The sequence below is a fragment of the Gordonia zhenghanii genome, assembly GCF_021738965.1.
Lineage (GTDB): Bacteria > Actinomycetota > Actinomycetes > Mycobacteriales > Mycobacteriaceae > Gordonia > Gordonia zhenghanii.
Genome location: NZ_JAKKOQ010000001.1, coordinates 368,403 through 388,834, shown reverse-complemented (window position 1 = coordinate 388,834; position 20,432 = coordinate 368,403). Strand labels below are relative to the sequence as shown.

At 67.7% G+C, this 20,432-nt stretch carries 9 protein-coding genes; all 9 read right to left on the bottom strand.

The window, feature by feature from the left end:
* Positions 1-64: 64 nt before the first annotated feature.
* Entirely contained in the window at positions 65-499 is a 435-nt protein-coding gene (locus tag L5G32_RS01645; protein ID WP_237009263.1) for a DUF6918 family protein, read from the bottom strand.
* A 14-nt stretch (positions 500-513) separates the two neighbouring features.
* Positions 514-1,374, bottom strand: coding sequence for an enoyl-CoA hydratase ChsH3 (gene chsH3, locus L5G32_RS01640; protein ID WP_237009262.1), 861 nt, complete (start codon positions 1,372-1,374; stop codon positions 514-516).
* A 3-nt stretch (positions 1,375-1,377) separates the two neighbouring features.
* Positions 1,378-3,075, bottom strand: a complete 1,698-nt coding sequence (gene kstD, locus L5G32_RS01635; protein WP_237009261.1) for a 3-oxosteroid 1-dehydrogenase — start codon at positions 3,073-3,075, stop codon at positions 1,378-1,380.
* A gap of 111 nt (positions 3,076-3,186) precedes the next feature.
* Positions 3,187-3,945: an anti-sigma factor gene (locus tag L5G32_RS01630; protein ID WP_237009260.1), complete on the bottom strand. Its 759-nt coding sequence runs from the start codon at positions 3,943-3,945 to the stop codon at positions 3,187-3,189.
* A complete protein-coding gene (locus tag L5G32_RS01625; protein WP_237009259.1) occupies positions 3,942-4,529 on the bottom strand; it encodes a sigma-70 family RNA polymerase sigma factor in 588 nt (195 codons plus the stop codon). Before L5G32_RS01625 ends, L5G32_RS01630 begins: the two co-directional genes overlap by 4 nt.
* 64 nt (positions 4,530-4,593) lie before the next feature.
* On the bottom strand, positions 4,594-5,376 hold the full coding sequence (locus L5G32_RS01620) for an ABC transporter permease (RefSeq protein ID WP_237009258.1): 783 nt from the start codon (positions 5,374-5,376) through the stop codon (positions 4,594-4,596).
* Positions 5,366-6,466 carry an ABC transporter ATP-binding protein gene (locus L5G32_RS01615; RefSeq protein ID WP_372491602.1) on the bottom strand — a complete coding sequence of 367 codons (1,101 nt, stop codon included), beginning with the start codon at positions 6,464-6,466 and terminating at the stop codon, positions 5,366-5,368. Before L5G32_RS01615 ends, L5G32_RS01620 begins: the two co-directional genes overlap by 11 nt.
* Entirely contained in the window at positions 6,438-6,740 is a 303-nt protein-coding gene (locus tag L5G32_RS01610; RefSeq protein WP_237009257.1) for an MbtH family protein, read from the bottom strand. The genes L5G32_RS01615 and L5G32_RS01610 overlap by 29 nt, the downstream gene beginning before the upstream one ends.
* The gene (locus L5G32_RS01605) at positions 6,740-20,419 is read right to left on the bottom strand and encodes a non-ribosomal peptide synthetase (protein ID WP_237009256.1); all 13,680 of its coding nucleotides are present in this window, start codon (positions 20,417-20,419) and stop codon (positions 6,740-6,742) included. The genes L5G32_RS01610 and L5G32_RS01605 overlap by 1 nt, the downstream gene beginning before the upstream one ends.
* Positions 20,420-20,432 lie beyond the last annotated feature (13 nt).

Below are 20,432 nucleotides of genomic sequence, written 5' to 3'. Positions count from 1 at the left end.
ACGACAGACGCCGCCCGACGCGAGGTGCGTCGAACGGCGTCTGATCCGGGCATCGTCTGAGGGCCTACCGGGCTGCGTACTTCTCGATGACCCCGCCCACTGGGGGCAGAGCGTCGATGACGTAGCCCTTCGCCTTGCCGCGCAGGCTCTTGTACGCCTTGGCCAGGCCCGAGGGCGCCGATGCGGCCCGGCCGTCGGTGACGGCGAGCAGAGCCTCGGCCGCAGCGTCGCCGTTGCTCGCCAGATGCTCGCCGAACGGCGTGCCCGCGGGCTTCGAGTCCCAGAACGGCGACAGCGCGGTCAGGAAGTCCGGCAGCATCTTGTTGGTCGCGCTCGCGACCACGCCGGGCTTCACCTTCTGTGCGGCCGAGTACGCGGCTTTGACCGCGGTGCCCGACAGACCGGACTGCTTCTTCACCTCCGCGTCGATGACATCAGTGAAGTCGGACGTCATCGCCTCTCGGTTATCGTCGAGAACGGGCAGCAGAGACGTGGACATGCAGGTCCTTTCGGCTAGGAAGTGCTGATTACGACATTGCCCAGGGCCGCGGCGCCGTCTCGTTCGACGACGCTCACTGCCGCGAGCAGTCGTCCGCCATCTTCCCAGGCGTCGATCTGCAATGTCTCGCCGGGGAACACGATTCCGGCGAAACTCACCGAGTAGTCGACCACCGCGGACGCGTCACCGCCGTAGATCTGGTCGACGACAGCGCGACAGACCGATCCGTACGTGCACAGGCCGTGCAGAATCGGACGGTCGAACCCGGCTCCCCGTGCGAACTCCGGGTCGCTGTGAAGCGGGTTGCGGTCGCCGCACAACCGGTACAGGAGCGCCTGCTGGGGGAGCGTCGGAACGGTGATGCGATGGTCGGCGTCGCGGTCGGGGAGCTCGACGCGCGTCGACGCTCCGCGCTCGCCGCCGAAACCGCCTTCGCCCTTCGCGAAGATCGACGAGCGAGCCGTCCAGAGCGCGGCTCCGGACTCGTCGACCGTCTCCGACTCCTGGATGATGACGGCGGCCGAGCCCTTGTCCTGGACCTCGGCGATCCGAGTGCGCATCGTCGCGGTGCCGGACGCGGGAAGTGGTCGGTGCACCCGGACCTGCTGGCTGCCGTGCACGACCTTGGCCAGATCGATGTCGACGCCCGGGAACTCGACCTTGGGAGCCTGTGTCGCCAGGAAGTTCGCGGCGACAGTCGCGAATGACGGCAGGACCTTCGGTGCGGCGTCGTCGACGTACTGCAGGCCGACGGTGTCCATCGGATCGGACGCGCCGCCGACCGCGAGGTTATAGAGCGCGACCTCGCGCGGCGTCCACGAGAATGTCTGCTCGCCGAGGTCGGCGCCGACCGCGACTGCTGGATCGATGGGCATGGGTCAGGCCTCCGCGCGGGTGGTGGTCGAAGCCGACGACTTTGCGACGGCGTCGAGCGCCGCGAGGTAGCCGAACACGAGTGCCGGGCCGATCGTGGCGCCGGGGCCCGCATACGTGTGGCCCATCACCGGCGCGCTCGTGTTGCCTGCCGCGTACAGCCCGTCGATGACCGAGCCGTCCTCGCGCAGCGCGCGTCCGGCGACGTCGGTGGTGACGCCGCCCTTGGTGCCGAGGTCGCCGGGCACCATCTTGGCCGCGTAGAAAGGACCCTTGTCGATGGGGCCGAGGCTCGGGTTCGGCTTGTTGGTGATGTCGCCGTAGTAGTGGTCGTACGAGCTGTCGCCGCGATGGAAGTCGTCGTCCTTGCCTGCGCGGGCGAAGCCGTTGAACCGCGAGGTGGTCTCGGCGAGCTTGTCGGCAGGCAGACCGGTCTTCTCGGCCAGTTCGGCGAGGGTGGCGGCCTTCACGACCACACCCGACTTGAGCCAACTCTTGGGCAGCGGCTGGCGGGCGGTGACGCCGGCGAACATGTAGCGGTTACGGCACCGCTGGTCGAAGACCAGCCATGCCGGAATGTTCTCGCCGGGCCCTTCGCCCTGACCGAACTCGCCGCCGTACATCTTGTGCACGGCCTCGACGTAGGGCAGCGACTCGTTCATGAAGCGCTCGCCGCGCAGGTTGACGATGAACGACCCGGGAACCGATCGCTCCGACAGTGCAAACCACGGGCCCTTCGGGAGGGGGATCGTCGGACCCCACCACGCGTCGTCCATGATCGCGACGCCTGCGCCGGTCTTTCGTGCGGCGTTGATCGCGTCGCCGGTGTTCGAGGGGGCGCCCGTCGTCCACTCGGTGCCGATCGGGGCGCGCTGGAACTCGGCGCGCATCGCTGCGTTGTTCTCGAATCCGCCTGCCCCGAGGATCACGCCGCGGCGGGCGAGGAGTCGGGTCGGAACGCCGTCGACCTCGGCGATCACGCCGACAACCTTGCCGTCTTCGGTGATGAGATCGGTGAGCGGGGTATTCAGCCGGATGTCGACGTGTGCCTGGCGGCAGCCGAGAAGGAGTTCGGCAGCCAGTGCTGCGCCCATCGCGATCATCTTCTTGCCGCGCGTGCGCGAGATGAAGAAGCGGAGCGCGACCTTCAGCATCCGCTGGATGCCACGCCAGTGACGCATGCCGATGTTGAGCCAGCGGTAGTCGGACTGGAGCACCACCATGTTCAGCGGAGCCTTCGTGTACTGCGGGTGCAGCGTGTCGAGGTCGTCGCCGAGGCGCGCGGCGTCGAACGGCTTGGGCTCGACGGAGCGTCCGCCCGACCGGCCGCCGGGGGCCTCGGGGTAGTAGTCGGAGTAGCCCTTGACCCATTCGAGGTCGAGGGGGGCGTTGGCCATCAGATAGTCGAGAGTCTCGGGACCGCGGTCGATGTAGGTGTCGATCTTCTCGGCGGGAGCGTGCTCACCGATGATCGCGTGCACGTAGCGGCGCGCATCGTCGACGGTGTCCTCGACGCCGTCGCGGCGCAGCACGCTGTTGTTGGGGATCCACACGCCGCCACCCGACCGCGAGGTGGAGCCGCCCCAGTACGGCGACTTCTCGATCAGAACGGTGTTCAGGCCTTTAGTCTTCGCGGTCAGTGCTGCCGACAGTCCGGCTGCGCCTGCTCCGACGACGATGACGTCGAACTCCTCGTTGTCCATCTACTTCCCTTCGCCCTCTAGCGTGGTCGAGTCCACAAAACTAGAACAAGTTATAGAACGTGTTATAGGACAGGGTAGACGAGTCGGATCGACGGGGAAAGAACGCCGTCCTCACACCGCTACTTGTCCGAGCACAGGCGTCGTGGGAGCCGTCGAGCCACCTTTGGGCTCGACCGTGACCGCAAAGGCGGTGGTCGAGTCGAGGGCGTCGATCAGGATTGGCGAGCCTGCAGAGCCATTGAGGAGTCCGGCGGAGACGGGCTCCGGCCTGCTCCCCATGCTCCACAACTGCAGCGTCCGGTCGTCCGGCACTGGGTTGTCGATGTTTCGCACGGTCGCGACCGCCTGATTACGGGACTTCGAACTCACGACGGTGAGGACGCCGCGTGAATCGTTGAGGTCGCCGACCGACAGCGTGGCGTCCCGGGCGCTGAACACGGCGGCCACCGCATCGGCCTGCTGTGTCGTGGACGGCTCGTCAGGCGTGATGGAATTTCCGACGAGCACGCCGCCGCCGAACAGGACGGCCACGACCGCGGCGGCCGCGCCGACCGCGACAGCCATGCGGTGACGCCTTCGGGACGACAGGTCGGTCGGTGGCTCCTGGTGTGGCGGGTCGCCCCGGTGGCCAGCGCCTGCGTCGAAATCGGCGAGGACGCGGGCGCGAAGCGTCGCGGGTGCATCTCGTGTGTATCGCCGCGCGTAGTCGTGCATGAGTTCGCGGACGTCGGTGACGCGGTCGTCGTATTCGATCCGAGACTCGGCGTCGAGCTGATCCAGCAGGGCCTGCACCTCGTCGTGCTCGTCGGTGGGGAGGCCGTCGATGGCATACAGCTCGACGTGGTCGTCGAGCCACTCTCGGTCAGTCATTGTTCTCCGGTCTTAACGCAGTTACGCAGGTTGCGCAGTCCGTCGCGGATGCGCGACTTGATCGTCGGCAGCGGTGTCGAGGTGTGCGCGGCCACCTCGGGGTAGGTCATTCCGTCGAAATAGGAGAGTTCGATGCCCTCACGTTGCAGACTCGTGAGTCGACTGAGGCAAATGCGCAGCGTCACCGACTCATCGTGTTGCTCGACGAGTTCGACGACCGGTGTCGGCGGAACTGCGGCGTTGGCGTTCGCGTATTCGGAACCGCGCCTGCGATACAACTCCTCGGACCGGATCCGGTCGACTGATCGGCGGTGGGCGATCGTCAGCATCCAATTGACCACGTTGCCGCGCGTTGCGGAGTACTGGTCGGCCTGCTGCCAATAGCGCAGATACGACTCCTGCACCACCTCCTCGGCGTGGCTGCGGTCCTTGAGCACGCGAAGGACCAGCCCGTATACGCGTGCATTGGTGAGATCATAAAGGCGTGCGAACGAAGCTTGGTCGCCTGCGGCCGATGCGGCGAGCAGCCGCGACAGGTCAGGTTGTGAGCGATCATCGCCATTGCCGGTCTGATTCGGGTGCATGGTCACCTCCTCGCAGTGCTGACACAGGTACTTCGTGGGTTTTGGAATGCCTCTGCAGCGATCCTCATCGACTTGCTGATCGACGGTACAGCCAGAGCGAGAGCGGGATGCACACGATCAACAGGGCTCCACTCCAAATGAGTGCGTAGACGAGTGCGTGGTCGGCGGGCCATCCGGTCGGGTCTGGGAAGTCCGGAGGCGAGGCGTTCCCGAAAAGATCGCGGGACGCGGTGGCCACTGCAGTGACTGGGTTCCACTCGGCGATCGCGCGCAGCGGCCCGGGGAGGCTGGCCGCCGAAATGAAGGCACTCGAGAGGAAGGTCACCGGAAACATCCAGAGGAATCCGACACTCTGTGCGACCTCGACGTTTCGCGCGGCCAGCCCGGTGATCGCGCCGACCCACGCCATGGCAAGCGCGAACAGGAGCAGCAGCGCGAAAGCGATCATCGCGTCGACTGCGCTCCCGCGAATACGCCACCCGATCGCGAATCCGCACGCGACCATCACCGTCAGCCCTACCATGCCCAGCAGCATGTCGGATGTGACGCGGCCTGCGATCACCGCGAGCCTCGACATGGGCAAAGACCGGAGGCGATCGACGATGCCGGTCGACATGTCGTTGGCCAGTCCGACGGTGGTGAACGCCGAATTGAACAGGACGGTCTGGGCGAAGATGCCCGCCATCAGGAACTCCCGATACTGACCACCGCCGAGAGTCGCGCCGAACACGTAAGCGAACAGGAACACGAACATCAGCGGTTGCACGGTCGCGCTCAGCAACAGTGTCGGTATGCGGCGAACAGTGATCAGATTGCGTTCCACCAGGACTGCGGTGTCAGCGAACATCAGATGCACCTCCTTCGTCGTCTGTGGCGATCGGTTCGGTCAAGGCGAGGAAGACACTTTCGAGGGTCGGTGCGGTGACACCGGCGTCGAGGACCTCGACCCCGATCCGGTTCAGGGCCGTCACCGCACGTACTGCGGTGCGGCTCCCGGCTTCGACCCGAACGCGAAAACGCACGTCGTCGAGCTGCTCTGGAGGTCCGGAACCGACATCCGCGAGAGTGGTCATCACATCCACCGCGCTTCGGAGAGCCCCCGTACGTGCTACCTCGACGGTCAGCTCGGCGTCTCCGAACTCACGTTTGAGCGAGGACGGTGTGCCGCGTGCGTGAGCGGCGCCCGCCGAGACGACAGTGACGTCGTCGGCGAGTTCATCGGCCTCCTCGAGGTACTGGGTGGTCAGCAGGATCGTGGTCCCGGTGCGGGTCAGCTCTTTGATCGCGCCCCAGATCTGCCTGCGCCCGCGCGGATCGAGCCCCGTCGTCGGCTCGTCGAGAATCACCAGGCGTGGACGGTTGATCAGGGCGCCCGCGAGGTCGAGGCGGCGCCGCATGCCGCCCGAGTAGGTTCGCATCGGTCGGTCCGCTGCGGCCACGAGATCGAGCTCGTCGATCATCTCGCGTGCCCGTGCCGAGGCCTCCCGTCTCGTCATTCCGTACAGCTGTGCCACCATGCGCAGGTTCTCGAACCCGCTCAGGTTGCCGTCGACGGCCGCGTACTGACCGGACACCCCAATGAGTCCGCGGACTTCCGACGGCGTGGCGACTGCGTCGACGCCGTCGATCAGGATCTCGCCCGAATCGGGACGCAGGAGGGTCGCAATCATCGACACCGTGGTCGTCTTGCCCGCGCCGTTGGGGCCGAGGATCGCGTGGATCGATCCGGCGGGCACAGTGAGGTCGAGCTGATCCACCGCGACATGCGGCCGACCTCGCCCGAGCAGTCCACTAGCGAACGTCTTCGTCACGCCTCGCAGGACGAGGGCGTCGGTCGAGTGGCGTACGGGTGCGAGGCCCGCGGTCGGGGCGTCGTCGCTGTCACAGCCGCCCGGCGGGGCCTCCCGCTCAAGCGTGCTTGCGTTGTGCCGTCCCACGGACTTCCTCCCGGTGATCGATGATCGTCGCTTGCGTGGCGGCGGCGCGTTTGCGGTCTGCGGCCCGCTCCATCGATGCGACGAGGCTCGCCGGCCGCATGTCGGTCCAGTTGGACTCGACGTATTCGAGGCATTCGGCGTGCCCTTCGGGACCGAACACCGGCGTCCAACCGTGGGGCACAGGTGCGAACTCGGGCCACAATGAGTGCTGCAGCTCGTGGTTGACCAGCACTGTGAAGGTGGCGTCGGTGTCGTCGAATGGGTTGGGGCTCATCAGTTCTCCTCTCGTGGGGTGTCGCGGCGGTCGCCGCGTCCCTGGTTCGATGGACTGTTCTCGACAACGTGCCCGTACTGAGCAACGTTGTCGGGCAGCAACATTCGGGCATGAGTGCAGTCGACGTGTACGTCGGCGAGGGATCCGGTGACGATATCGATCCAGTCGGCGCGGGCCTCGACTCCGGTGCCACCTCGGTCGGCGGTGATGAACACGGCATCGCCTTCGAAGACTCGCGGAACCCACCGGCAGGCGAGGGACGCGGCGGACTCGAACGTCGCACGGACCGCCTCGAGGTCGTCGTCGGACAGCTCGGCCAACGGTCCGCCCGCAGCGCGGACGGCGGTCGAGACGGCCGACCCGTCGGGATCGTTGACCATGTCGGAGGTGTCGATGCCGAACTCTCCGAGCAGATCTCGCAGGGATTCGCCGCCCGCTAAGCCGGCGTGATCGGCCAACACGTACGAGTCGAGGAGTGTCAACTGTTCCACTCGTTCCCCGGCGCGTTGCAGTGCGACTCCGACCTCCTGCGCGATCAGTCCGCCCAGGGACCAGCCGAGGAGTCGATAGGGTCCGTGCGGAGCCACTTCGCGGATACGCCGGAGGTAGTCGGCGGCGAGTTCTTCGATCGACTCTGCGGCCTGGGCTCCCGACAGCGTGGGATTCTGCAGTCCGTACACCGCACGGTCGTCGTCGACGTGCGGCAGCAGCGTCGTGAAACTCCACGCCAGGCCGATCGCCGGGTGGATCGCGAACAGCGGAGCCATGCCCGCGCCCGGGTCGCCCCGCCGCAGCGTCAACAGTGGGGCCAGGGCAGGCGACGACTGACGATCTGAGGCGTCGTCGGCCAGGTCGGCCGCGAGTTCGGCGGGGGTAGGCGCAGCGAACACGTCGGGAACCGTGACCTGAAGGCCCGCCTGCCGGAGACTCGTCACGAGCGTGGTCGCACGCAAGGAGTCGCCGCCGAGGTCGAAGAAGTTGTCGCCGCGGTCCACCGAGTCGACCCCGAGGACGTCCGCGAACGTGTCGGCGATCCGCTGTTCGGCAGCACCGATCGGGGCGTCGCCGCCGACAGTCGTCGGCACGGTCGGGCGAGGCAGTGCGCGTCGATCGACTTTTCCGACCGCGGTCAGCGGGAGCCGGTCCAAGACGGTGACTGTGCTGGGGACCATGTGCCGGGGCAGTCGCCGGACGAGGGCCCGACGTACCGATCCTGGCTCGAGTGGGGCCCAGCCGAGCGCCCCCGAATCGCCGGCGGGTGTCACATAGCTGTGTAGAACCGTCTGGCCGGGCGTGTGGTCGGCGACCGTGACGGCGGCACGGACACCGGGCACCGAAGACAACGCGTCGTCGATCTCGCCCAGTTCGACGCGGAAGCCACGCACCTGTACTTGATCGTCGGTGCGACCGATGTAACCGAGGTGTCCGTCGTGGTTCCACCGGACCAGGTCGCCCGTACGGTACATTCGCTGCCCGGCGAACTCGGGACCGAGGACCATCGGGGCCGCGGGGTAGCGCGTCGAGGTCAGTGCGCGGCGCCCGTGGTAGCCGCGGGTGACCTGGGGCCCGAGGAGGTAGAGCTCGCCGGGAACACCCGCGGGAACCGGGTGCAGACGATTGTCGAGAACGACGACTGACACCCCGTTGTTCGGACGTCCGATGGTGACGCGATCGTCCGCGACCAGAGGTTCCGAGCCCGTGGTGATGATGGTCGTCTCGGTCGGGCCATACACGTTGAGGAGGGTCCGACCAGGGGCCCACATCCGCACCAGGTCGGTCGAGACGGCTTCACCGCCGACCGCGAGCGTGGTGAGCGATGACGTGTCGTCGGCCGACATGGTCGACACGGCCGCTGGAGTGATGAACGCGTGTGTCACCTGCCTGCGCGATATGACGCCCTCCAGGTCGGCTCCGCCGTAGACAGTCGTCGGTGCGACGACCAGAGCGGATGCGCCTGCCGCCGCCAACAGGAACTCGAGCACTGAGGCGTCGAAGCTCGGTGAGGCGAAGTGCAGAACGCGCGAGGTGGTGTCGGGCGACATGCGGGCGGCGAGCTCGTCGTGGACTGCGGCGAGCCCGCGGTGCGGAACGAGCACGCCCTTGGGAGTTCCAGTGGAACCCGATGTGTAGATCATGTAGGCCAACTGATCGAGGTCGATCGGCCGCGGCAGCTCGTCGTCGCTGATCGGCGCGGGTGAGGTCGACGCCAGCTCTCGTCGCACGGCGGACTCGTCGATCACGAGGGTCGGCGTGCCGCGAGCGGGCAGTGTGCTCGCGTGATCGGACGTCGTGATGATCAGGCCGGCGCCCGCGTCGTGGAGCATGTGCGCGATCCGGTCAGCCGGGTACATCGGGTCGATGGGGACGTACGCGGCTCCGGTCCGGACGATCGCCCAGATCGCCACGATCGCCTCTAGTGACCGGGGGATCGCCACGGCGACGACCGACTCCGGGTCTCGCGCCACGCCCCGGTTCAACAGCTGTCGGGCCAGGCGGTTGGCCCGCTCGTACATGTCGAGATAGGTGACGTCGACCGTGGTCCTCGCGGGGTCCCCGATGGTGACGGCGACGCCGCCGGGGTTACGCCGGACCGCGTCGTCGAGCAGATCCGAGTATGTGCGCGGACGCGTCGCCGAGGACCCGGACAACGGAGCGAGGCGAGCGACTTCTAGCGGATCGGTGATGCGGATGTCGCCGATGCAGCGTTGTGGGTCGGTGACGAGGGCGCGGACCACACGCAGCAGACGCACACCTAGCTGTTTTGCGTCCGCATGACCGTATCGATTTCGCGCGTATGTCAACGCGAGCCGAGGCTCCCTCGACTGCGAGTTCATTCCGGTGACGGTGAACTGCAAGTCGAACTTCGCGGTGTGCGTATCGAGTTCGGCGATCTCGCCGACCAGATCCGCAGACACCGGAAGTTGCTCGCCTGCGATCGAGCCGACGAAGTCGTGAACTGACAGGGCTACCTGGAACAGCGGGCTACGACCCGAGACGCGAGTCGGATTGAGAGTCGAGACCACGTCGTCGAATGGCGCTGCGAGGTGATCCCAGGCATCGAGGTCCTGAGACCGCACACGCTCCAGGAGTGATTGTGCGCTCGCGTTTCGATCGATCGTCGTGCGCAGCGCGACGGTGTTGACGAACATTCCGACCATCGCGCGCAGGTCCAGGCCTGCCTCGGTTCCAGGGCTCCACGCGGCGCGCGTATCGACCGGCGTTCCGATCACCAGGTCGTCACCGGCTCCGAGTCGATTGAGCAGCACTGCCAGCGCGGTGTGAAGGACGGTGAACGCGGACGTCGAGTTGGTGCGAGCGAAGGCGGCGACCTCGTCGCGCAGCGCGTCGTCGATCGGTAGTTCGACGGTGGATCCGCCGGTCTGATCGGCCCGTGCGGGATCGGCGTCCACACTCGTGACGGCCGGAGCGCCGGTCAGCGCGGACGTCCAGTACTCGAGATCCGCAGATTCGCGGACGGCGTCTGATGCGAGTGCGTAATCGCGGTAGTCCGGTATCGCAGGCGGCCGCGGCGCGCGGTGCGAGGCAGCTCCGGTTCGGTCGCGATACGCCTCGAGCAGGTCGCCGACGATGGTCGGCATGGACCCGCCGTCCGCGGCGATGTGGTGCAGGACGAGGACCAGTGCGTGAGATTCGCCGTCGCCGGTGAGTAGCGCCCGCAGCGGTGCGTCGCGGGTGAGGTCGAACGGGCGCGCGAGCAGGGCGGCGAGCATCGACTCGGGACCGGTCGCATCTGCCTCGATGCCGTCGGTCTGGATGTCACCGACGACCTGTTCGGGATCGTCGGACACCATGCCGACGGGACCGTCGGCAGTGTCGGTGTAGAACGTCCGCAGAACGGCGTGGCGGGTAACCACATCAACGAGGGAGTCGCGCAGAGCTTTGGCGTCGAGGGTGCCGTGCAGCTGCAGCATGAAGGGCATCGCGTAGTCGAGGGCGTCCGGATCGCTGCGGTGCAGCGACCAGATCCGGCGCTGCATGGGCGCCAGCGGAAAGCGCATCGGACGATCCGGTGAGACGATCGCGGAGACGTCGTCGTGCGCGGTGCTCGGATCGACCCGGGGATCTACATTGGGATCGATATCGAGCAGCCGCGCGAGCCGGGCGATGATCGGGTCGTCGAAGACCGACCGGACGCGGATCGGATCGCCGCGATGAACGGCGTTGATCCGACTGACCAACGTCGTCGCTGCGAGCGAGGTGCCCCCGAGCGCGAAGAAGTCGTCGTCGGCTCCGACGCTGCCATCGGGTAGTCCCAAGGTGTCGGCGACCAGGTCGGCGAGCACCTCCTCTGCGTCGCCCGCCGGGCGGCGCGACGAGGTGTGCGCAGCAGGCTCGGGTGCGGGCAACGCGGCCCTGTCGACCTTGCCGTTGACCGTCATCGGGATCGCGTCGATCGGAACGATGATCGACGGAAGCATCTGCCGGGGGAGCCGCTGCGCGGCTAACGCGACGATCTCCGCCGGCCTCGCCGAACCGTCGCCGAGGCCGGTCACATAGCTGACCAGGCGAGCTGCGTCGCCGGACCCATGAACCTCGGTGACCGCGGCGCCGACGTCTGGGTGCCCGGCGAGAGCCGAGTCGATCTCGTCCAGTTCGATACGGAATCCGCGGACCTTGACCTGCCGGTCGTTGCGTCCTTGGAAGGTGACGGTTCCGGTGAGATCGGTCGAGGCGAGATCGCCCGTCCGGTACATGCGTCGGCCCGATCCGTCGATCGCCGAGACGAAGGCCGTCGACGTCTGGCCGGGCCGGTTCAGGTAGCCCCGGGCCAGGCCGGGCCCCATCAGGTACAGGTCGGCGGGGACGAACGGCGGCACCGGCCGAAGACGTGAGTCGAGAACGACGGCGCGGACACCGTCCACCGGAGTGCCGATGGTGATCGGCGCGCCAGGGGTAATCGACGCGATCATCGCCACGATGGTGGCCTCGGTCGGTCCGTAGCAGTTCAAGAAGGTGCGATCGGCTCCCCACCGTGCGACGAGCTCGCGGCCGAAAGACTCGCCGCCGACCCCGAGGCACCGCAGGTCCGGAAGGTCACGCGGGGCAGCGGCAGACATCGCCGCAGGGGTCACGAATGCATGAGTGACCTGTTCCTCGGCGAGGAACTCGGTCAGTTCGTCACCGCCGTAGATCGAGGTAGGGGCGATCACCATCGTGGCGCAGGCGTCGAGCGCGAGGAGCAGTTCGAGCATCGCGGCGTCGAAGCCGGGCGAAGCGAAGTGCAGGGTCCGGCTAGTCGAATCCACGCCGTAGCGGCGCGTCTGGGTCGCGGCGAACGCGGCGAGCCCGCGGTGGGTGATCGATGTACCCTTCGGGACTCCGGTGGTGCCGGAGGTGTAAACGATGTACGCGCAGCCGTCGACTCGTCGAGCCGGCCGATCGCGTAACAGGCCGCGCGCACCAGGCAGGTCCGCCGTCAACTCGTCGACGGTGATCCACCGCAGATCAGCGGGACCGCTCGGTCGGAGTTGATCGTCGCGATGCGACGACGTGGTGATGCCGATCGTGGCACCAGAGTCGGCGAGCATGTGGTGGACGCGGCCGGCCGGATACCTCGGATCCACCGGCATGACGGCGGCTCCGGTCTTGGCGATCGCCCACGTGGCGAGCACCGACTCCGTCGACCTCTCGATTGAGACCGCGACGATGTCGTCCGAGCCCACACCGCACGCAGTCAGGGCTCGCGCCCACCGGTCCGAGAGCCGGCCCGCATCGCGATAGGTGAGTCGGACGGCGCCGTCGTCGAGGGCGACGGCGTCGGGTCGGGTACGTACCGCGCGGTCGACGAGGTCGGCCAGGTGGACCGGTTCGGACGCTGCGGCGTGTGCGTCGGCGGGGCCGTCGGTTGCGCGCGTGAGTTCGAAGTCGCCGATCCGACGTTCGGGGTCGTCGGCGATCTGTCGGGCGAGTCCGGTGAATCGCTGTGCGAGGTCGGCGATCCGTTGCTCGCTGTAGAGCCCGACGTCGTAGGTGAAGCGCGCGACGCCGTCACGAATGCGCAGTTCCAGGCCGAAACGTGCTCCGCCGGTACCGATCTCATGGGCGGACGCAGTCACGTCTGGGAGCTGGACTTCGGCGCCGCCGCCGACGGCGTCGTCGAGTGTGACGGCGATGTCGAAGAGCGGGTGTCGTCCGGTGCGAGGCGGTGCGATGGCGGCCACCAACTTCTCGAACGGCATGTCGGCGTTCGCGATGGCGTCGAGGTCGGCGTCGCGGACGGCGGCGAGCAACTCGGTGAACGGAGCATTCGAGTCGACACGGGTGCGCAGCGGTACCGAGTTCACGAACATCCCGACCAGATCTGCGAGTCCGGGATCTGGTCGGCCTGCGACCGGTGTGCCGATCACGAGGTCGCTTACCCCGGTCTCGACATGTGCGGACGGGTCGGCAGACATCCGATGGAGCAGAGCTGCGAGGACCGCGTGCACAGTCATGAAATCGGTGATTCCCGAGACGGTGTGAGTCTGCAGGGCGGCGCGGAGGTCGTCCTCGAACGCTGTCTCGATCACGCCCGCGCGGCCGGTCGCGGTCGGCTGGTCGGTGGTGGCGAGATCGGATGCGAGGACGGGAGCGTGGCCCATCCCCGCCAGGTTCTCGCGCCACCACGAGGTGAGCTCGTCCAAGCGCGTCGCCGACTGGGAGTGCGATCCGCCTGCGAGTCCGGCGGCCTGCCAGCGCAGATAGTCGCTGTAGGAGAAGGCGGGCGCCGGTTGCTGCGGGTCACGACCAGCGTGCAGGTCGGCGTACGCCGACCCGATGTCGCGGGCGAGCGGAGTCATGGAGGCTCCGTCAGCGGCGATGTGGTGGATGACCAGTGTCAGTCGGTGCCGTGCCGGTCGGTCGTCCACGCTGGGAAGACGGTGCAAGGCCAGGCGGAGTGGGCCTTCGACGGTCAGGTCGAACGGCTGCGCGGCGATCGCGCGTGCCTGCTGCTCCCATTCGTCGTCAGTGGCGAGATCCTCAGTCAGCGTCACGTCGACGTCCTCGAGCACGTCGAGTGTCGGGTGCCCGTCGTGTGCGGGGTATCGCGTGCGCAGCGGCTCGTGCCGGCCGACGGTGTGCCGTAGCGCGCCCTCGAGCGCCTGGACGTCGAGGTCGCCGTCCAGGTGGAGAGCGAACGCGATGTTGTAGGCCGCGCCCTCGTCGGGGCCCGCGAGCTGATTGAGGAACCAGAGTTGCTGCTGAGCGGAACCGGGTTCGGCAGGGCCGTCGGGATTGTCGTCGTGCACGAGTGGGGCCCTCGGCTGCTCGTCGCGGACGAGACCGGTGTCAGCGGTGTCGCCGATCAGCCGAGCGATCGCGGCGACGTCGGGGTTGTCGAACAGGGCACGCACGGGCACGTGGGCGGTGGTGCGATTCTCGAGTGCCGTCGCCAACTGGGTGGCCGACAAGGAGTTGCCGCCGAGCTCGAAGAAGTCGGACTCGCGGCCGAGATGATCGGCGCTGATGCCCAGCACGCGAGCGATCTCGTCGGCGACCGCGAGTTCGGCGTCGCCCCGCAGGGGAGTGCGCGCGTGTCGATCCCACGTGGTCTCGGGCGCGGGCAGCGCCCGGGTGTCGATCTTGCCCGCGTGCGTCACCGGGATCTCATCGAGCGCGATGATCGTCGTAGGGACCATGTGGCGGGGGAGCCGGTCGGTGAGTCGGTCACGGACGCCGCGGAGCGCGGCGTCGTCGAGTACTTCGCCCCGGGGCGCCGTGGCATAGGCGACGAGCCGAGCGGCGTCGTGAGTCCCGGACACGATCGTGACGACGTTCTGAACGGCGTCGTCGGCGAGCAGTGCGGCATCGACCTCGCCCAGTTCAATGCGATGGCCTCGCACTTTGGCCTGATGGTCGGCGCGTCCGCGGAACTCGAGGGCGTGGCTCGCGGTCCAGCGGACCAGGTCGCCCGTGCGATACATCCGTTCGCCGGACTCGCCGTACGGGTTCGCCACGAAACGCTTGGACGTCAACGGCCGTGCCCCGTGGTAGCCCCGAGCGAGGTGCGAGCCGCACAGATACAGCTCGCCGACTACGCCGGGCGCCACCGGTCGGAGCCGTTCGTCGAGCACCAGCGCGGACACGCCGCGGATGGGCCGGCCAATCGTCACCGAGTCGGTCGCATCCAGGCCCTGCGACATGGTTGCGACCACGGTGGTCTCAGTGGGGCCGTACGCATTGATCAGACGACGGCCGGCCGACCAGCGCCGGACGGACTCGGCGTTGGGATGCTCGCCGCCGATGACCAGGGTGCGCAAGCGCGGGAGGTCGTCGGGCGACATCGTCGTCAGGAGCGACGGGGTGAGGAACGCGTGGGTGATCGCGGCGTCGGCCATCAGTGCGGACAGCTCACCGCCGCCGACGATGTCCGCAGGCGCGATGCACATGCTCGCCCCGGCGCTGACCGCCATGATCACTTCGAGCACGGACGCATCGAAGCTCGGTGACGCCAGATGCAGCGTGCGGCTGTCTCCGGTCAGCGACAGACTGGACACCTGCTCGGCGGCGAAGTCGGCGAGACCGCGATGGCTCACCACGACGCCCTTGGGTCGACCAGTGGTCCCGGAGGTGTAGATCAGGTACGCGGGCTGATCGACGTCGACCGGCGCGATGCGGTCGGCGTCGGTGACCGCCGAGACGTCGTCGCCGGGCCGCGGAGTCCGGACGTCGTCTGCGTCGAGTACGACCACTGTGTGCGCGGTCGTGGTCGGCAACTGCGTCGCCGACGCGGTGTCGGTGACGATGACGGACGCACCGGAGTCGTCGAGCATGAACTCGGTCCGGACCGGTGGGTATGAGGGGTCGACCGGTACCCACGCCGCGCCCGATTTGGCGACGGCCCACACCGCGACCATCCAGTCCACGCCGCGAGGCAGGGACACCGCCACATAGCTCTCTGGTCCGGCGCCCTTGTCGATGAGGGTTCTGGCGAGAGCGTTGGAGGCCTCGTCCAGTTCGCGATAGGTGAGCCGCAGGCGACCCGCCGCATCCACGATCGCGGGACGGAACGGTTCGGCAGCCGCTGCCGAACCGAGCAACTGCGTGAGATGTTCCACGGGGCGTCGTCCGCCGCCGACCGCGGGCACGAGGTCGAGACGGTCCGCGGGATCGAGTACGCACGCGTCCCCGATCGACATGCCGGGCTCGGCGGTGACCGTCTGCAGGAGTCGGACGTAGCGCGAGGCCAGGCCCGCGGCTGTCACCCGGTCGAAGAGTTCGTCGGCGTAGCCGAGGTCGAGATCCATCCCGAGGCTGTCGTCGGCACGGTCGATGATGGTGAACTCGAGGTCGAATTTGCTGGTCCCGATATCGATCTTGGCGGCAGTCGCGGCGAGGCCTGCGATGTCCAGACGGATCTGGGCGGCGTCCTCGAGTGCGACGGACACGTCGAAGTAGGGCTGGCCGCTGCTGCTGCGAGCGGGGTTCAAGTCGGTGACCACCCGATCGAACGGTACGTCCGCGTTGTCGAATGCGGCCAGATCGCGTTCGCGAACGATGGACAGGAGGTCCGAGAACGCCGCGTTCTTGTCGACCGGAGTACGCAGCGCGAGAGTGTTGACGAACATGCCGATCAACGGATCGAGTTCGTCGTCGCCGCGTCCCGAAACCGGAGTTCCGACGATGACGTCGTCGATGCTCGACATCGTCCGCAGGAGCGCGGCCACCGCCGCGTGCACCACCATGAACGGCGTGGTGTCGTACCTGCTCGCCAGCGACATGAGACGACCGCGGGTGGCGGCGTCGATCGGCGCCCGCACATGTGCGCCCGAACGGCGATCGGCGTGCGACGGGGAACGGTCGTAGGGCAATTCGGTGTCGACGGGGGCATCGGCGAGGACGCGCGCCCAGTACTCGAGCTGAGCGCCGGCGTCCGACGCAGGATCGTCGAGCCAGGCGTGCCGGTCCGCGGCGCTCTGCCGGTAGGTGACTGGCAGCTCGGCCCACGTCGGAGCCTGATCCACGCGCCGCGCGCGGTAGGCCGCGGCGAGATCGTCGGCGAGCGGACCGAGTGACCAGCCGTCCGCGGCGAGGTGATGGATCACGACGGCGAGGGTGTGGTCGTGCCGGTCATGAGAGATCAGGCGAGCCCGAATGGGGAGGTCCGCGGTCAGGTCGAACGGCCGCGAGGCGAAGTCCTTGACGCTCTCGGGTGTCCCGGCGTCGGCTCGCTCCACGTCCAGGAGCGGCCGGTCCGCAGGCCACACCTGTTGAAACGCCACTCCGTCTGTGTCGCGGACGGTGGTGCGCAGCGGTTCGTGTCGTGCGACGACGTCGTTCAGCGCCGCAGTGAGCGCGTCGGCATCGAGGTCGCCGATGAGCCGGACGGTGAACGGAATGTTGTATACCGCGGCCGATGCGGAGTCCAGACGTGCGGCGAGCCATAGGCGCCGTTGTGCGGGCGAGAGCGGTACCGGTCCGTCGATCGATGCGTGCGTGGACCGGGCGGCAGCAGCGGGTGCATCGTCGGCGACGCCGCGCGTGCGCAGTGCCTCGGCGATTCCGCGGATGTCGGTCGCGTCGAGGATGTGGCGGATCCCGAGACGGACGCCGGTGGCGGTGGACAGTCGTGCGGCCACGCGAGTCGCTGCCAGCGAGTTTCCGCCGACTTCGATCAGACCTACCGTCATGGGCAGTTCGTCGACGCCGAGCACGGCGCACGCGGTGTCGTGGACGAGGTGCTCCAGATCGGTGGCAGGTGTGTCGCGCTCGGTGTTGCCTCCGGCCGGTCCGCCCAGATCAGGATCGGGAAGTGCCCGGCGGTCGAGCTTGCCGTTCGAGGTGGTGGGAAGTGAGTCGCAGACGACTACGACGGTCGGGATCATGTGGGACGGAAGCGTCGCAGACAGTTCGCCGCGCAGATCGCGGTCCCTGATCCCGTCACTGCTGATCCCGTCACTGCTGAGTCCGTCACCGCTGACGTAGCCGACGACGATCCGCTCGGCGAGCAGGTCGTCGCGGACGACCGCGCCCGCAGCCAGGACGCCGGGGAGATCGGCGAGCGCGTTCTCGATCTCGCCGAGTTCGACACGGCGACCGCGAATCTTGAACTGCGAGTCGGTGCGTCCCAGATAATCCAGTTCGCCGTCGCGACGCCGACGTACCAGGTCGCCGGTCCGGTACAGCCGACCGCCGCCGAACGGGTCCGCGACGAAACGATCGGCGGTGAGGGCGGAGCGACCCAGGTATCCGCGAGCCAACTGCACGCCGCCGAGATAGAGTTCGCCGATCGCTCCGGTCGGCATGGGGTCGAGTCGCCGGTCGAGCACGTATGCGGTGGTGTTGTGGACCGGAATGCCGATGGGGATGACCGGCTCAGTCCGATCGCAGGCGTTGTGGTGTGTGACGTCGATGGCGGCCTCGGTTGGCCCGTACAGATTGTGGATCGGTGCCCCGGTGAGTGCTGCGCTTGCGCTCACCACTCCCGGGGTGAGTGCTTCGCCGCTGGTGAAGAGGGTGCGCACCGAGGTGAGGGCGGAGCGGGTCCGGTCGATCGTCTCGGGGTCGGAGCCGAGGGTCTCGGCGAAGACCGCGAGCATGGACGGCACGAAGTGCATCGCGCTCACGCCGGTCTCCTCGACCACGCGTCGCAGATACCACGGATCGCGGTGACCGTCCGGTGCGGCGACGACCGCCGCGGCTCCGACCGTCAGCGGCCAGAAGTACTCCCATACGGACACGTCGAAACTGGCAGGCGTCTTCTGGAGAACTCGGTCGTCGGATGTCAGCGGGTACTCGGATTGCATCCACGACAGCCGGTTCACCAGAGCGCGATGGGTGATGAGAACCCCCTTCGGGGCTCCGGTGGAGCCCGAGGTGAACAGCAGGTACGCGCCGTTGTCGGGGTGGACGGTCGTGGGCGGCGCTGTGAATTCGGGGGATCCGGCGATGCCCGACGCCTCAAGCGACTGCGGTGTAGCGGTCGGTGCGGGGATCGGCTCCTGGTCGTCGTCGACGACGACCAGTGCCGGTTCGGCGATGTCGAGGATGCGCTCGCGCCGTGCGTCGGGTTCGTCCGGGGACAAGGGGACGAAGACGGCTCCGGTCGCGAGAACCGCATGCAGCACGATGTGTTGGTCGAGGCCGCGCGGCAACATCACGCCGACGACGTCTTCGATTCCGACTCCGCGGGCGCGCAGGCCGGCTGCCGTCGCAGCCACACGGAGGCCGACCTCGTCGTATGTGAGGGTCGTCCCGTCGGGGTCGATGAGTGCAGTCGAGTCGCCGAAGCGACGGTACGCAGCAGAGAGCTGATCGGTCAGCGTCGCCTCGCCGTAGTCGACGGTCGGACCGACCGAGCACCGGTCTGCCAGCGCGATCTCGTCGGTGGTCGCGACGGGGAGAGCGGTGACCGGCAGCGCAGGGTCGGCTGTGACGAAACGCGTGAGGAAGTGGACGAGTCGCTGATGATGCGCGTGGACGTCGGCGTCGTCGTACACGTTCGGGTTGGCTTCGAGGTCCAGATGCATGCCGCCGGAGATCGAGTCGTAGACGTTCACCGAGGCGTCCTCGACCGGTCCGGTCGACAGGATGTGCAGCGCGCCGGCCAGCGGCCCGAAATCGATGTGCTTGAAGAACAACATCACATTGACCATCGGTCCGAAGAAGCCGCGCTTACCGTTCGCTGCGCTGAGAATCTCGGACATGATGTCTTCGTGACGGAAATGCTGGTGTCGCACGGCTTGCTTGATGTCGCTGTTGACGCTGCGAATCAGGTCGTCGACTCGACACGGGTGCTCAGCATCGTCGATGTTCGCCAGGACGGGCACCACATTGGAGGTGAGTCCGGCGGAGGTGCGCAGTGACGCGGTATCGCGCGCGGCGACCGGAAGGCTGAGCATGGCGTCTGCGGTGTCGTTGAACCGGGCCAGGTAGAGGGCGACTGCCGCGGTGATCACGGAGGCCGGTCGGACCTGCAGAGCTGTGGCGCGTGACCGGATTCGCTCGACGACGTCGTCGTCGAGAGACTCGGAGACGATGGTCGCCAGGGGAGCCGCCACGTCGCTTCGACCCGAGAACGACGTGGTCGGGAGGGCGTCGACGTCTCGTCCGAGGCGCTTGGACCAGTAGTCGCGGTCGTCGCTGAACCGGTCCGACCTGCGGTATTCATCGTCGATGCCTGCGACCTCGGCCATCGATGCGATCGTCGCTTCGGGGAGGGCGCTGCCGTCGCCTGCCGTGTAGCGCTGAGCGACTCGCAGCATCATGTACATCGCGGCGTACCCGTCGAAGGCCAGGTGATGGCCCCAGCAGTACCAGATGCTGTGGTCGGGTCCGAGCGTCAACAGGTACGTCTGGAGGAGCGGATCGGTGAACAGGTCGGGAACGTGGGCACGGTGCTCGTCCATCCAGTTCTCGGCCGCCGCGCGCGGATCGGAGTGTCGAGAGAAGTCTCGCCTGCCGAGTGTGACGTCGCGGTCGCCGTCGACCACTACGGTCGGCTCGTCCTCCTCGTTCCAGATCAGTCGCAGCAGACCTGCCTCGGTCTCGTGGGCAGCCTCGGTCACCGCGATCTCGAGTCGGTCCGCATCGACGTTGCCGTGGAACTCGACGAACGCAGCGACCGACATCGGCACATCGGGGTCGATCTGCTGGGCGTAGTAGATGCCGCGTTGTGCGGCGGTCAGCGGCAGTTCCGCCGCGGTCCGGGTGGAATGGACGAGATTGTCTGTGCTCACGCGGTCCTCCTTC